Below are 14698 nucleotides of genomic sequence, written 5' to 3'. Positions count from 1 at the left end.
GTGCGATCATATAAATATAACTTTATACATGCACACGAGTTCATAAATTTTACTTTTATTTTGATACTAGAACTAGTAAAAATGCAAATATCAGTACAATGATAAGAAATAACCATAAAAAACTATATAAATATAAAAATAAAGTGATTTTATAGCATTTGACTATTGTTTTAATCCGAATAGTATTATACAATATTATCCATAAATACACTTGAAATATTTTACATATAAAATTTAAGGTTAAAGAAGGAACTAGTATGTTTAAAAAATGGGATATTATAACAATAATTTTTTTAGTATGTTTATCCTTTATTCCTGAAATTGTTTTTGGAGTAGTGATTAATAGACATTATAATGGAATTTGTGCTGAAATAACTGTCGATGGAAAAATATCTAAAACAATAGCTCTATCAGAACATAGAGGCGATGAACAAATAGACATCAAAACTCCATACGGTCATAATACTGTCGAAATCAAAGATAAATCTATTAAAATAGTAGATGCTGATTGCAAAGATAAAATTTGTATGCATTCTGACTTTATATCTGAACCTGGTCAGATTATCGTTTGCCTTCCACATAAACTTATGATTGAAATAAAAAGTACTGATGTTGTTTCCGATAGTTTGAGGTGCTAAAATGAATAAAACATTTCGCATAGTTCTTATTGGCATTTTTGTATCTCAAGCTCTAGCACTCTATACTATAGAAAGCATGATTCCAGTACCTTTTATTGCACCTGGCGCAAAACTTGGTTTAACAAATCTTATTACCGTTATAGCGCTATATATACTAGAAAATAAGCGGGATGTATTCCTAATTATTATATTACGGCTTTTATTATCGACTATATTTACTGGGAACCTTTCTACCCTCATGTATGGTGCTGCCGGTGCAATTCTTAGTTATTATGCTATGATACTTGTTAAGACAGTCGGTAAGGATAAAATAAGTATAATAGGAGTCAGTGCTTCTGGGGCCTTCTTTCATAATTTAGGACAATTAATAATAGGCTCCATTATAGTTCAAAATATATGGGTAATGCTTTACTTACCTATATTATCTATAGCAGGTATTGGTACTGGTATTTTTATTGGACTAACTTCAAATTTTATAGTTAGGCATATTTCTAGGCTACGTTATTTCGATGATATAGATAATCGGCATGTAACTTGAACTTATGAGATAAACCATCGAAAGTAGACACATTGTTGCACCCACAGGGCATAATAATTTCGCAGAAAGTGCTAAATTGCAGGTTGCATCACTAACGCTTGCTCACAATTTCACTGTGACAAGCATTAGTGGAACAACCTACAATTTAGCACTTTTAACAGTTCATTTTCAAATTGTTTATCTATATATATCTAAATTATATATTTGACTTAAAATAAGAATAACTATTCATACTTGTTAGCTTTGAGTGTATCACTTTTCTAGAAACCAAAACACAATATGTTACTTATTTCGGTAAGTTACACATAAGACTAGTTTTAGTTTGGATATCTGTAATCTCAATTTACAAATTTGAAATCACCTTTTAAATTCTCAATCCTATCTTTAAATCCATCGGAAGTATAAACTTTATAATCAGAAGTAGTAATTTCGCATGAAACTCCTGTTATGCTATTTATTAACTCTATTCCTTTTTCTGGACCTAACGCAAATACTGTTGTCGTAAGGATATCCGCTAACATACCATTATCTTCAACATCACCATTTATTACTATTGTATCGCTGATTGCACCATTGTCTACTGGATAACCAGTATTAGGATTCAAAATATGATGATATCTTTTATTATCTTTAATAAAATACCTTTCATAGTCTCCTGATGTTGATAATGATTCATTAGATAACTTTATTACTCCCATATACTCATTAGAATCATTACTTCTAGGATTTTTAATTCCAACAGACCATTTATTATTATCTTTATTTTTTCCAAATGCATAGATAGAGCTTGAACCTAGATTTATAAGACCATTATTAATATCATATTTCTTATATATCTTTAAAACTTCATCAGCTGCGAACCCTTTGGCAACTCCACCTAAGTCTACGGCCATTCCTTTTTCCTTAAGCATTATGCTGCCTTCAGCCTCGTTTACATCTATTTTATCATACCCAACTAGGGGTAATTTATCCTTTATTTCTTCAACTTTAGGTAACTTTTCATTATCAGTGCCTATACCCCATAAATTTATTAATGGACCTAAAGTGATATCAAATGCACCATTGCTTAGCTTAGAGTATTTTATTGATGTCTGTATCATTTTCATTATTTCAGGATGAACCTGTACATAATCCTTTCCTGATGCACTATTTATTTTGTAAATATCACTTGTTTCTATAGTTGTACTTGCCATTTCTTCTATTTCTTTCAATCTTTTAAAACTTTCTTCAACTGCTTCCTTTGATTTATCACCACTTGCACTTAGTGTAACTGCAGTATCCATTACAATACTGCTTTTTTCAAAATATTTATTTCTAATATTTGTACATGATATAAGATTTAGAACACTTAAAATGCAAAGTATTAATGTAAATTTAAATATATTCTTTTTCCTAAATGTGCATATCTTCTTCTTCATAGGCTGCTCCTATCCTAAATTGTAACTTTTATATTACTCGAATTTTTAACGCTTAATCCTCTAGCAAATTGAATTGCGCCTGTTGGACATTTTATAATACAGGTAGCTTCATTACATTTTTCAATACAAATCTTTGTATCTACTACTGCTAGATTATTTTTAACCTCAATAGCCTTATGGCTGCAATTCTTTGCACAAATACCACACCCTATACAGGCAGTACTACAAACTTTCCTTGCAATGGCTCCTTTATCTTTAGAATTACAACTAACCTCTATTGGCGAATCTACTGATACCATTTCAATTACATTTTTAGGGCACGCTGTTTCACATGTTCCACAACCAGTACACTTTTTTGCATCGACTACTGGAAGACCTTCATCACTCAACTTTAAAGCTCCAAAAGGGCAGCTATTTACACATGTACCGAATCCAATGCATCCATGCTTACATCCTTTAGGACCACCTTGAAGTAAATTTGCAGCTTTGCAATCCTTTATCCCTTTATATCTATAACTTTGAACTGCTTTATCACTTGATCCCTTGCATTTAATGTGTGCTATTCTTGGTTCAACTTTTTCAGCCACTTTTCCTGTAATCTCTGCAACAGCTTTTGCGACTTCATCCTTGCCCGGTACGCACAAATTTGGTGGAACATCCTTATTAGATACTACTGCTTCAGCATATGCTGCACATCCTGCATAACCACATGCTCCACATTGACCCTTAGGTAAAATATCTTCTACTTCATGAATTAGCGGATTTACTTCCATTGAAAATTTTTTATTTGCAAATGCAAGAATAAATCCAAAAATTGTTCCGATTCCTCCTAGCACTAATAAAACCATAACTATAGTAAACATACTTTTTATTCATCTCCTTTATATCATTCCTGAAAAGCCCAAGAATGCCAGTGCTAGCATACCCGCTAATACAAAAGCAATACCAGTTCCCTCTAAAGGCTTTGGCACATCAGCATAAACCAATTTTTCTCTTAAACTTGCCATGAGAATTAAAGCTAATGCAAATCCCATACCAGATCCTATTGAAAAAATTATACTTTTAACAAATGAATAATTTGATTCAACGCTTAATAGTGGAACTGATAATACTATACAGTTTGTTGCTATTAATAGAAGGTAAATTCCCCACATACTATATAACGTAGGTGCTTGCTTTTTTATAATTAATTCTAATAATTGTACAAAACTTGCTATGAGTATAACAAAAACAATTGTTGTTAAGAAAGTTAAATGAAATGGTAATAGTACAAAATTATATACTACCCAAGCTAGCATTGAACTGAGAGTTATAACTGATGTAACTGCCATCCCCATTCCTATTGAGGCATTCAAACTTTTAGAAACTCCAAAAAATATGCATAATCCTACGAACTTTGTTAAAACAAAATTATTTACTAATAATGCACCCATAAATAGTGTTAAATATTCACCCATTATGCTTCACTTCCTTCTACTTTTTTCTCTTCGTTGTGCGCATTATGAAGTTTAATTGCTCCTATCATATAACCAATTAATATAAATGCGCCAGCCGGTAAAATCATAATTAAAGGTGCATTATACCATGGTCCTAATATTTTATAACCAAGTATTGATCCATTTCCAAAAAATTCTCTAATTACAGATATTGATAGCATTGCTAGAGTAAAGCCGCATCCCATACCAAATCCATCTAAAAAAGATGGAAAAACTTTATTCTTAGATGCAAATACCTCTGCTCTTGCGAGTATTATTGCAAATACAACTACTAAGTCTAAATAAATCCCCAGCGCACTATATAAGGCTGGAGAAATTGCCTGTAATAAAAGTTCCACAACTGTAACTATTGTTGCAATAAAAGTAATGTAAACTGGTACTCTAACCTTCGGATTTACAAATTTTCTAGTAAGTGATACCACGACATTATTACTTGTAATAACAAATGTTACGCATAGGCCCATTGTTAGTCCGTTAATTACTGATGATGTAACAGCTAATGCTGGACAGAGACTCAAACATAGCATGAATATCGGATTCTCATCATATAAACCTTTGCTAAAAATTTTCCATTTTTCTCTCATATTATTTACCTCCTGCAAACTCTGTCACTTCATGTACAGCATTTTTAACAGCTAGTGTTACAGCTTTAGATGAAATAGTAGCTCCCGTCATGGCTTGTATATCATCTTTATCAGAAGCGTCTTTGGTTACAGTCAAATTAGCTTCCTTTTTTCCTTTAAACTGACTTCTAAAAGGTTCCTTTGATGCATTATCTCCAAGACCAGGTGTCTCGTTATGAGCTAATATCTTATAATCAATTACCTCTCCAGCTTGAGTAACGGCTACAAGCATTTTAATTTCTCCACCATACCCTCTACTTTCACCTGGAACCACATAAGCAATCACTTTACCACCCTTTTCAGCTGTAAACCAATCCGCCTTATCTGGTACTGCCTTAAAATTATCGGCATCACTAACCAATGCTCTCATTGATTCTTGTTTAGCAACTTCTCTTTTTTCAGCAGCAATTGGAGCTGTGACATAATATACTAGTCCTATTATTAATCCAGAAGCTAAGCAAGTTATTATTAAATTTACCGCTATCTGAAAGATAGAGTATTCCTTCTTTATATGTGCATTTTCCATTTCATTACCCCCTTGCTCCAAATTCCTTCGGCTTTACAAAACGATCTATTAATGGCGTTACAGCATTCATTAATAAAATTGAGTAGCAAACACCTTCTGGATATCCACCCTTTAACCTGATTAGAGAAGTTATTAGTCCTGCACCTACTGCAAAAATCACCTGTCCTTTTATTGTGATTGGTATAGTTACCATATCAGTCGCCATAAAGAAAGCACCTAAAACAAGCCCTCCAGCCATCATATTAAATAAAGGATCACCTGTAAAAAGCCCTTCGACACCAAAAATCCAAGTAATTATTCCTACTGTTCCTATCATTAATACAGGAACCTGCCAATTAATATATCCTTTATACAAAAGGTATACTCCACCAATGATAAGCAATAAAGTTGAAGTTTCTCCAATACATCCATTTCTTGTCCCTAGTAGCATAGCCTTGTACATCTCAGTGCTACTTCCGAAGGTTTCAATTAATTTCCCATATCCTTGTTGTTTCAATATATTTAATGGTGTTGCACTACTAACAACATCTATAGATGTTGTCATTTTTGTCCAACTAGTCATAGCAACTGGCCAAGATACCATTAATGCTGCTCTTCCGATATGCGCCGGATTAAAAATATTAAATCCAAGTCCTCCCATAGAATGTTTTGCTATTACAATAGCTACAAATGAACCAGCTATCATCATATAAGGCGGTAAACTAGGTGAAACTGACATAGCTAATAAAAGTCCAGTCAAAAATGCACTCCCGTCAAAAGCTGTAATTTTCTTTTTACGGTACTTTTGAACTAGATATTCAAATGCAACAGCCGAAGCTGCTCCAACTACCATATTAATTAAAGCGGGAAACCCAAAATAAAATATTGAGAAAATCGCCGCCGGAGCAAGAGCTAAATTAACATTCCACATTATTTTTGAAATTGATTCATTACATCTGATATGAGGTGATGCTGACACCATCAGCTCACTTTCTTTTAACTCAGCTTCTTTAACCTTAATTTCATTCTCATATTTTTTATCAACCTTGGCTTTCGCCGCTTTATCTTTGTCTGCATTTTTTTCAACAGACTTATTATCCTGTGCCTTATTTTCACTCGAAACAGCTTGTAACTTGCTATTATTTTGTATTCCACTTTTTTCTTCTTTGCTTACTTGATCGTTACTTTCTTGTGTATCAATTTCCTTTGCCTTAAATTCCGAACTCATTTTATCCCTTCTCCCTATTTACTAACTGGCTGTGCTTGATTTTGCGCTTTTAGGTATTTCACATATTGCACAATATTACGCTTTGCAGGGCACGTATAAGTGCAGCTTCCACATTCTATACAATTAAATAAACTATACTCTTCCTTAGCTTCTTTAAACTTTTGTCGTTCCCCTAATATGCTAAGCATGCTTGGAATAAGACCCATAGGACAGGCATTAACACATCTTCCACACCTTATACATGCAGACTCCTCACCAGAATTCACCGCTTCTGGGCTTAATGCAACTATCCCTGATACCCCTTTAATTATGGGAACATCTAGTGAAAATTGAGCAATTCCCATCATTGGTCCACCCATAATTATCTTTTCAGGTGTTTTGCTGAACCCATTACAATAATCTATTACATCTCTAAACTTTGTTCCTATTCGCAGCAATAAGTTTTTAGGTTCCTTAATAGCATCTCCAGAAACTGTAGTAACTCTTTCAATTAGTGGAATCCCATTAACTACTGCATCACAAATCGCTATCGTCGTACCAACATTTTGCACTACTGCACCTACATCCATAGGTAGTCCACCAACTGGCACTTCTCTATTGGTAAGTACTTTTATCAACATTTTTTCAGCACCTTGAGGATATTTTGTTGGTAAAGACACCACTTCCACATTTGACCCTTTAAATGCCTCTTTCATAACTCTTACTGCCTCTGGTTTATTGTCTTCTACCCCAACAAATCCTTTTTTAACATTAAGTACTTTCATGACGATTTCCACTCCAGTAACTATTCGTTCAGTGTACTCAAGCATCATTCTATAATCTGCTGTTAAAAACGGTTCACATTCTGCCGCATTAAGAATAAACACATCTATTTTCTTATCTTTACTCGGACTTAGTTTAACGTGTGTTGGAAATGTTGCCCCTCCAAGGCCTACTATTCCAGCTTCCTTAATAATATTTTTAATCTCTTCTCCATCTAGCTTTTTCCATTCACGATGTAATGGAACTCCTTCAATCCACTCATCTAATCCGTCATTTTCAATTACAACTGCTAAACATTTAGCCCTAGAAGCATGTGGCAGTTCTGAAACCTCAATGACCTTGCCCGAAATTGATGAATGTATAGGACTATGCATAAAGGCATCACTTTTAGCTATAACTTGTCCTTTTTTAACTAAATCACCAACTTTGACTATTGGTACACAAGGAGCTCCAATATGTTGACTTACCGGTATAATTACCTTTTTAGGTAATGGTGGAATTTCTATTGCTTTACCAAAAGTATAATTTTTGCTGTCTTTAGGATGAATCCCTCCAAGAAAACTTTTTAACATTACAATCGCCTCACAAACCTATTTAAAATAAAATATTTGAATGAGTAAAACATAATAATCGCTATTAGTAAAATTATGTTATGAAAAATCCATATACTACAATTTATCACTTCAGAATTTGAATAATTTGTGGCTTTGATTTACCCTTTTCTTCAGTATCTCTATCAAGTTTTTTTACTAGTAGAACAGCTAATAAAGCAGCCGCTATACCACCTATTAATTGACATATTGATATGCTGACTCCAAGATATTTTCCCAGACCTCCTCCTATCATTGCTCCAACGAATAAAGCAATTAATGGTAAAATAAAAACAATAAATGCAGCCCACAACATATTAGTTTCTTTTACTTCAAAAATTACACGCTGCCCAGGTTTAGCTCCAATTTTGTTACTTGCCGTTATAATAATACTCTCACTCCCTGGACATGCACCACAATTTTTACAATCACTGTGCCTCCCCACTCTTACCTTCGCAACATTATCAATCACCTCAACTACTAATCCCTGTTCTGTTTTCATACTTATCAAACTCCTTAAAAGTGATTTAATCTACTTAAATTTATATCACACTTGCATGTAATATACTACATTAATTGTAATTACATGGTAATAAATTTATTATAAACCTTTATTTTTCTATTTTAAAGTAATTAATGTATGAAAATTTTTTTAAATTCATTTAATTGTAATTTACCCCCCAGTATATATACTCCATAATTTTCTAGTGCTATAATATTAAAGTAAAAATATTATTAAAAAACTTGGGGGACTTTATAAATGAATATAGAATTTTCTAATAACCTAAAATATTTTCAAACTGGAATTTTTAACATACTTGATGAAAAAAAATCCGAACTTATTGCTAGTGGCAGAAAAGTATTCAATCTTTCTGTTGGGACTCCTGATTTCAAACCTGATCAGCATATTATTGATGCCTTAATTACATCAGCTCAAAATCCTGATAACTGGAAATATTCTCTGGGGGATTTACCGGAATTGTTAGAGGCTATTTGTACATATTATAATAAAAGATTTAATGTTGAAATAAATGTAGATGAGGTTATGTCTATTTACGGATCTCAAGAAGGCTTAACGCATATTGGGCTTACATTATGTAACCAAGGGGATGTTGTTCTAGTCCCAAATCCAGGATATCCAATATTTGAAATTGGTCCTTATCTTTCTGGAGCCGAGATTGCTTATTATTCACTTTTTCCAGAAAATAATTATCTTCCAGACTTAAATTCAATACCTGAAGATATATTACACAGAGCTAAATTTATGGTAGTTTCGTATCCTTTAAACCCAGTATGCGAATGTGCTACACCAGAATTTTATGCTGAATTAATAACTTTTGCTAAGAAAAATAATATTATTATAATCCATGATAATGCTTATTCTGACATTGTTTATGACGGAAAAATTGGAGGCTCATTTTTATCCTATGATGGAGCCAAAGATGTGGGTGTAGAATTTTATTCTTTATCTAAATCCTTTAATATAACAGGATCTAGAATTTCCTTCGTTATAGGAAATTCTGATATTATAAAGCATTTTAAAATGCTTCGTTCACAAATCGATTATGGTATTTTCTTACCTATTCAATATGCTGCAATAGCTGCACTAACCGGATCTCAAGATAGTGTTTTAAAGCACTGTGAAGAATACGAAAAAAGAAGAAATGCTCTATGCAGAGGTCTTACAAATATCGGCTGGAATGTGCCTGATAGCAAAGGAACAATGTTTGTTTGGGCTTCCATCCCATCTAAATATACTAATTCATACGAATTTTGCATGGAACTTATGGAAAAAACCGGTGTAATATGCACTCCTGGTAGTGCATTTGGTACTCTTGGTGAAGGTTATGTACGATTTGCTTTAGTTTTACCTGTCTCGGAAATAACTGATGCAGTTAATAGAATAAAAGAAAGTAACATTTTATTATAATACTGAGCTTATAATTAACTTACTATAAATTCAAATCACCCTTCAGTATGTAACTATCTATATACACATCGCTACTAAACTGACATCTTATTAATAAAATACGAAATACATTTTTTTTAGATATTATGGGAATTATTTAATTACAAGATGTAATTTTCGCTAAAAAATTTACTTAATTAGGAGTGATAGTTTTGATTAACTTAAAAGAAGGTAACCATAAGTTTTATTTAGGTGATAATGAAGACAATATGAAAGCAGAAGTAACATATATTGATAGCGGAGATAATACAATTATACTTAATCATACCTTTGTTTCACCGGAATTAAGAGGACAGAATATCGGTGCTCAATTAGTAAAAAGGGTTGTAGATTTTGCCAGAGAAAATGACAAAAAAATAATTCCTCAATGCTGGTTTGCAGAAGACGAATTTGTTGCTCACAAAGAATATGAAGACGTATGGTCTAAATAATTACACTTTTAAAGTTATTGTGAAGAACCTGAAATATAAAAATACTTGCAGTAACAGGTTATTTAAAGTTTACTGCTAAATAACCGAAAGTGAATATATGTGAAGCAGGCATTGAAAAATAAGCTTCTGGTATATCTTAATAGGAAGTTGCTCCATTTACTGCTTGTCATGCGCTTGCCGCAGGAGCATGCAGTAATGGGCACAACTTTCCCATTTATATATACCCAGCGAAATTTTTCACAGTCCTGCGGAACATATATGTATTCTCTTTCGTTTGTTCATCGCTTCACTTTAAGTCCTTCACAATACCTTTACATTTAGCACTAATATTGATACTTCTAACATTGTGCTTCTGCCACAATGTTCTTATCGTTGTCTTTTAATTTTCTTATTCTTATATAATATGTGATCATTAATATCACTTCTGCTCCTAACCATGCAGCTACTTCTGCAAAGTAAATTCCTGTTTCACCTATTAATAAAGGCAGGAATAAGGCTACTGATATACGCATACAAAGTTCAACTATTCCCGAAACCATTGGTATTATAGTATCTCCCATGCCTTGAAGCGCATTTCTATAAATATGAAGCATATATAGAATAAATAACATACTGCTCATTACCATTAAATACTTATATGCTATATCTGTAACCTGTTTAACTTCTTGGGGGTTACCTGATATAAACATTAAAGCAAAGTAACGTCCAAATAAAAATAATATTGCCGAAAGTATTACTGATGTACCAACAGCCATTTTTAGTGCTGAATTCATCCCTATACGAATACGGTCGTATTTTTTAGCTCCTAAGTTTTGCCCTGTAAAAGTAGCCATGGAGTATCCTAGAGCTACCGCTACTAACTCTAGGATTCCATAAAGCTTGTTTGTTGCCGTAAATCCAGCAACGAACATGAACCCAAAGCCGTTTACAACATATTGTACAACAAGACCTCCGAACCCTATAATTCCATTTTGAAAAGATATAGGTGCTCCTAAAAAAGTCAATTTCCGTATCATATACATGTCAATATTAAAATCCTCTAAAGTAAGTTTGAGTATTGATAACTTTCTAACATTATTTATGCAATATATAAACGAGAATATTTGTGCAATTACAGTAGCTATTGCAGGGCCTATGATTCCTAGCTTAAATACCAAAACAAAAATCATATCTAAAACAACATTAATAATAGATGCGGTTATCATTGCCATAAGTGGTGTGCGGCTGTCACCTAAAGCCCTGAGTATTGCAGAGCAAGTATTGTAAGCCAAAATTGCAGGTATCCCACAAAATGCGACCCACAAAAAAGAAAGTGAGTCATTAATAATATTCTCTGGAGTGTTTAATAATACTAACACCGGCCTTGCAGCAAGCAATGAAATTATTGTCATTAAAACACCAAGAATAGTCACTAGTATTGTTGACATTGTAACTGTCTTACGTAGCTTTTCCATATTATTTTCTCCAAAGTATTGTGAAATTAGTATAGAAAAACCCTGAGTAAATCCAATAATTATATCTATGACCATCCAATTAAGCCAAGCTCCTGCACCTACAGCAGCTAAAGCTTCCACTCCTAAAAACTTCCCTATAACTATTGTATCTACAATAGTATATAGCTGTTGAAATATGTTCCCAAATATTAACGGTAACGCAAACATAAAAATAAGCCTTAAAGGCTTCCCTACTGTCATATCTTTTATTTTACTACTCAATGTATCTCATCCCCTTTATGTCCCTATATTATAATGTTAATGCTTTCGCTATTTATTATCTCATATTTTTACTTACAAAACATGCTTCTAATTTTTTTGTGAGTTTTGCTAATTGAAATCACTACTAAAAATATAAGACTCTCTATATAACTTATTAAATACGAATTATCATATCTAATTTATTATACAGAAAGCCTCACATTTTAAGTATAACTAATGATTTCTATGCACCAATAGTTGCCATCATTATTGCTTTGATTGAATGCATGCGATTTTCAGCCTCATCAAATACTACCGATTGTTTTCCTTCAAAAACTTCATCTGAAACTTCTAAAGCAGTTAATCCAAATTTTTCTCCTACTTCTTTTCCTACCTTTGTTTTTAAATCGTGATAAGCAGGTAAACAATGCATGAAAATCGCATCTTCATTTGCATTTTCCATAACATCTTTATTTACTTGATATGGAAGTAACATTTTTAATCTACTTTCCCATACTTCATCTGGTTCTCCCATAGACACCCAAACATCAGTGTAAATAACATCTGCATTTTTAGTCCCTGCTTTTACATCTTCTGTTAATGTAATAGTAGAACCACTTTCTTTAGCGATTTCTCTGCAAGTTTCTACTAATTCCTCAGCTGGAAACAATTCTTTTGGGGCACATGCTGTAAAGTTTAATCCCATTTTCGCACAAGCCACCATTAATGAATTTCCCATGTTATTTCTTGCATCGCCCATGTACACAAAGTTAACACCTTTTAATCTTCCAAGCTTTTCTTCTATAGTTAAAAGATCAGCTATCATTTGAGTAGGATGGAATTCATCAGTTAACCCATTCCAAACTGGAACACCTGCATACTTTGCTAATTCTTCTACTATTTCTTGGCTAAATCCTCTATATTCGATTCCATCATACATTCTTCCCAGAACTCTTGCAGTATCAGCAATGCTTTCCTTCTTGCCCATTTGGGATCCTGCTGAATCTAAGTATGTAACTCCCATTCCCAAGTCTCTTCCGGCTACTTCAAATGAACATCTTGTTCTTGTAGATGTCTTTTCAAAAAGTAAAACTATGTTTTTACCTCTTAATTTATCATGTAAAATTCCAGTTCTTTTTAAAGTTTTTAATTCCTTTGATAAGTCTATTAGGTATCTAATTTCATCTGGTGTGAAATCTAATAATTTCAAAAAGCTTCTTCCTCTTAAATTAACTGCCATAATTACTCTCCTCTTATTTATGTTATTTTAATAAAATAATATCTTGAATATACAAAGTAGATTCGCCATCTCCCATAACTCTTTCATACTAGCAACCATCTCTTTTGCATAATTATACACCATGTAGTATTATTATACAACATTTTATTCTCATTCACCTATCACATAGTCACCTCTATTAGAATAGCATAATTTTATAAATTAGAAACTTTTTATCTGATTTAATTGAATTATAAACGGATGCAACTTTCTGTTTAATCCTCCTCTGTGATCAAACAGAAGATTATTTTCTAAATATCTCACTAAAAAAAGACTAGCTACTTTTGCGTATGTAACTAATCTTTTATCTAAATTACTAAACTCTAATTACATAGAATAATTTATTTTGAAGGAGTTAGAGCTGCTAATACAGCTGTTTCTTGATCTGTAGATATAGTTCCTTCTGTAACTAAATTATCAAGTTTAGATTTTAATATATCTTTATGTTCTGTAGTTTTTTGATTTTTATCTTTATTACCTATTTGTGGTTTTAATGCTGCTTCTATTGCTGATTTCTTTTCTGAAGTTAATGTTCCAGCTGTTACCAAGTTGTCTAAAACTGTTTTAAAACCACCTTTTGCACTTGAAAGACCTGTCTCTATTGCTGTTTGTTCATCAGCTGTTATTGTTCCAGCTGTCACTAATTCTGTAAGTTTATTCTTAAAGAAATCTTTATGTTCCCCGCCTTTAAATTCACCTTGTGGTTTTAATGCTGTTTCTATAGCTTTTTCCTTATCCGAAGTTATTGTTCCGGCTGCTACTAAGCTGTCTAAAACTGTTTTAAAATCACCTTTTGCACTTGAAAGACCTGCCTCTATTGCTGTTTGTTCATCAGCTGTTATTGTTCCAGCTGTCACTAATTCAGTAAGTTTATTCTTAAAGAAATCTTTATGTTCCCCGCCTTTAAATCCACCTTGTGGCTTTAATGCTGTTTCTATAGCTTTTTCTTTATCCGAAGTTATTGTTCCGGCTGTTACCAAGTTGTCTAAAACTGTTTTAAAACCACCTTTTGCACTTGAAAGACCTGTCTCTATTGCTGTTTGCTCATCAGCTGTTATTGTTCCAGCCGTCACTAATTCAGCAAGTTTATTCTTTAATAAATCTTTATGATCTCCTCTTTTATCTCCGTCCTTAAATCCACCTTGTGGTGTTAATACGGCTTTTATCGCTGTTTCTTGATCTGAAGTTATAGTTCCTGCCGTAACTAAAGCATCTAGTTTAGTTTGAAATCCATTATTTCTGCCTTGATGCTGAACCTTAGTTGTGTTAGTGCTACTAGTTGAATCTGCCGCAAATACACCTGTACTTGCCCCTATCATCATACTTGCTAGAATAACTCCTGTAATAACCTTGCTCTTAATATTCTTAGCCTTCATTGACATTACTTCCTTCCTATTACCTCTTTATTTGAAATTTTCATTTCTTAAATTTTTATTTGTCTTAATTATACGAAAGTAATATTACAGTTCTGTCACAGAATTTAGTCAATAATGTTACAAACTATATAAATTCCATTTTTCTATTAAT

At 32.7% G+C, this 14698-nt stretch carries 15 protein-coding genes; 4 read left to right on the top strand and 11 right to left on the bottom strand.

What is annotated here, in order from left to right; genetic code table 11:
- The first annotated feature begins 257 nt into the window (after nt 1-257).
- Both D2A34_RS10815 and D2A34_RS10810 read left to right on the top strand, forming a co-directional pair.
- Nucleotides 258-638: a NusG domain II-containing protein gene (locus tag D2A34_RS10815; RefSeq protein WP_079441471.1), complete on the top strand. Its 381-nt coding sequence runs from the start codon at nt 258-260 to the stop codon at nt 636-638.
- A 1-nt stretch (nt 639) separates the two neighbouring features.
- Nucleotides 640-1176: a Gx transporter family protein gene (locus tag D2A34_RS10810; protein WP_079441470.1), complete on the top strand. Its 537-nt coding sequence runs from the start codon at nt 640-642 to the stop codon at nt 1174-1176.
- Nucleotides 1177-1514: 338 nt separating this feature from the next.
- Here D2A34_RS10810 and D2A34_RS10805 read toward each other — a convergent pair whose 3' ends face one another.
- The 8 genes from D2A34_RS10805 to D2A34_RS10770 all read right to left on the bottom strand — a co-directional run bounded on the left by D2A34_RS10805 (nt 1515) and on the right by D2A34_RS10770 (nt 8300).
- Nucleotides 1515-2594, bottom strand: a complete 1080-nt coding sequence (locus D2A34_RS10805) for an FAD:protein FMN transferase (RefSeq protein ID WP_119366592.1) — start codon at nt 2592-2594, stop codon at nt 1515-1517.
- A gap of 14 nt (nt 2595-2608) precedes the next feature.
- Entirely contained in the window at nt 2609-3457 is an 849-nt protein-coding gene (gene rnfB, locus D2A34_RS10800; protein ID WP_079441469.1) for an RnfABCDGE type electron transport complex subunit B, read from the bottom strand.
- An 18-nt stretch (nt 3458-3475) separates the two neighbouring features.
- Nucleotides 3476-4051: an electron transport complex protein RnfA gene (locus tag D2A34_RS10795; protein ID WP_079441468.1), complete on the bottom strand. Its 576-nt coding sequence runs from the start codon at nt 4049-4051 to the stop codon at nt 3476-3478.
- Nucleotides 4051-4674, bottom strand: coding sequence for an electron transport complex subunit RsxE (gene rsxE / locus D2A34_RS10790; RefSeq protein ID WP_079441467.1), 624 nt, complete (start codon nt 4672-4674; stop codon nt 4051-4053). The genes D2A34_RS10795 and rsxE overlap by 1 nt, the downstream gene beginning before the upstream one ends.
- Nucleotide 4675: 1 nt before the next feature.
- On the bottom strand, nt 4676-5239 hold the full coding sequence (locus D2A34_RS10785; RefSeq protein ID WP_079441466.1) for an RnfABCDGE type electron transport complex subunit G: 564 nt from the start codon (nt 5237-5239) through the stop codon (nt 4676-4678).
- Between the two features lie 4 nt (nt 5240-5243).
- Entirely contained in the window at nt 5244-6200 is a 957-nt protein-coding gene (locus D2A34_RS10780; RefSeq protein WP_079441478.1) for an RnfABCDGE type electron transport complex subunit D, read from the bottom strand.
- Between the two features lie 260 nt (nt 6201-6460).
- Nucleotides 6461-7780 carry an electron transport complex subunit RsxC gene (gene rsxC / locus D2A34_RS10775; protein WP_079441465.1) on the bottom strand — a complete coding sequence of 440 codons (1320 nt, stop codon included), beginning with the start codon at nt 7778-7780 and terminating at the stop codon, nt 6461-6463.
- A 106-nt stretch (nt 7781-7886) separates the two neighbouring features.
- Nucleotides 7887-8300, bottom strand: a complete 414-nt coding sequence (locus D2A34_RS10770) for a SoxR reducing system RseC family protein (RefSeq protein ID WP_079441464.1) — start codon at nt 8298-8300, stop codon at nt 7887-7889.
- 258 nt (nt 8301-8558) lie between these two features.
- Between D2A34_RS10770 and D2A34_RS10765 the strand changes: the two genes are divergently transcribed.
- Nucleotides 8559-9728, top strand: coding sequence for an aminotransferase class I/II-fold pyridoxal phosphate-dependent enzyme (locus tag D2A34_RS10765; RefSeq protein ID WP_079441463.1), 1170 nt, complete (start codon nt 8559-8561; stop codon nt 9726-9728).
- A 191-nt stretch (nt 9729-9919) separates the two neighbouring features.
- Nucleotides 9920-10198 carry a GNAT family N-acetyltransferase gene (locus D2A34_RS10760; RefSeq protein ID WP_079441462.1) on the top strand — a complete coding sequence of 93 codons (279 nt, stop codon included), beginning with the start codon at nt 9920-9922 and terminating at the stop codon, nt 10196-10198.
- Between the two features lie 338 nt (nt 10199-10536).
- On the opposite strand, the gene D2A34_RS10755 is transcribed toward D2A34_RS10760, so the two are convergent.
- The 3 genes from D2A34_RS10755 to D2A34_RS10745 all read right to left on the bottom strand — a co-directional run bounded on the left by D2A34_RS10755 (nt 10537) and on the right by D2A34_RS10745 (nt 14547).
- Nucleotides 10537-11913 (bottom strand): MATE family efflux transporter, encoded by a 1377-nt coding sequence (locus D2A34_RS10755; protein ID WP_079441461.1) that lies wholly within the window; start codon nt 11911-11913, stop codon nt 10537-10539.
- A gap of 223 nt (nt 11914-12136) precedes the next feature.
- Entirely contained in the window at nt 12137-13132 is a 996-nt protein-coding gene (gene argF / locus D2A34_RS10750) for an ornithine carbamoyltransferase (protein WP_079441460.1), read from the bottom strand.
- Nucleotides 13133-13512: 380 nt separating this feature from the next.
- The gene (locus tag D2A34_RS10745) at nt 13513-14547 is read right to left on the bottom strand and encodes a hypothetical protein (RefSeq protein WP_119366591.1); all 1035 of its coding nucleotides are present in this window, start codon (nt 14545-14547) and stop codon (nt 13513-13515) included.
- Nucleotides 14548-14698 lie beyond the last annotated feature (151 nt).

The sequence above is a fragment of the Clostridium chromiireducens genome (assembly GCF_003575225.1).
Taxonomy (GTDB): domain Bacteria; phylum Bacillota; class Clostridia; order Clostridiales; family Clostridiaceae; genus Clostridium; species Clostridium chromiireducens.
Note: the sequence above shows the minus strand (reverse complement) of the source record. Positions and strands in the feature narration are given on the sequence as shown.

What these genes read in the sequence shown, in the direction of transcription:
- D2A34_RS10815 (WP_079441471.1), top strand. Translation starts at nt 258, where the DNA reads ATGTTTAAAAAATGGGATATTATAACAATAATTTTTTTAGTATGTTTA.
- D2A34_RS10810 (WP_079441470.1), top strand. Translation starts at nt 640, where the DNA reads ATGAATAAAACATTTCGCATAGTTCTTATTGGCATTTTTGTATCTCAA.
- D2A34_RS10805 (WP_119366592.1), bottom strand. Translation starts at nt 2,594, where the DNA reads ATGAAGAAGAAGATATGCACATTTAGGAAAAAGAATATATTTAAATTT.
- rnfB (WP_079441469.1), bottom strand. Translation starts at nt 3,457, where the DNA reads ATGTTTACTATAGTTATGGTTTTATTAGTGCTAGGAGGAATCGGAACA.
- D2A34_RS10795 (WP_079441468.1), bottom strand. Translation starts at nt 4,051, where the DNA reads ATGGGTGAATATTTAACACTATTTATGGGTGCATTATTAGTAAATAAT.
- rsxE (WP_079441467.1), bottom strand. Translation starts at nt 4,674, where the DNA reads ATGAGAGAAAAATGGAAAATTTTTAGCAAAGGTTTATATGATGAGAAT.
- D2A34_RS10785 (WP_079441466.1), bottom strand. Translation starts at nt 5,239, where the DNA reads ATGGAAAATGCACATATAAAGAAGGAATACTCTATCTTTCAGATAGCG.
- D2A34_RS10780 (WP_079441478.1), bottom strand. Translation starts at nt 6,200, where the DNA reads ATGGTGTCAGCATCACCTCATATCAGATGTAATGAATCAATTTCAAAA.
- rsxC (WP_079441465.1), bottom strand. Translation starts at nt 7,780, where the DNA reads ATGTTAAAAAGTTTTCTTGGAGGGATTCATCCTAAAGACAGCAAAAAT.
- D2A34_RS10770 (WP_079441464.1), bottom strand. Translation starts at nt 8,300, where the DNA reads ATGAAAACAGAACAGGGATTAGTAGTTGAGGTGATTGATAATGTTGCG.
- D2A34_RS10765 (WP_079441463.1), top strand. Translation starts at nt 8,559, where the DNA reads ATGAATATAGAATTTTCTAATAACCTAAAATATTTTCAAACTGGAATT.
- argF (WP_079441460.1), bottom strand. Translation starts at nt 13,132, where the DNA reads ATGGCAGTTAATTTAAGAGGAAGAAGCTTTTTGAAATTATTAGATTTC.
- D2A34_RS10745 (WP_119366591.1), bottom strand. Translation starts at nt 14,547, where the DNA reads ATGAAGGCTAAGAATATTAAGAGCAAGGTTATTACAGGAGTTATTCTA.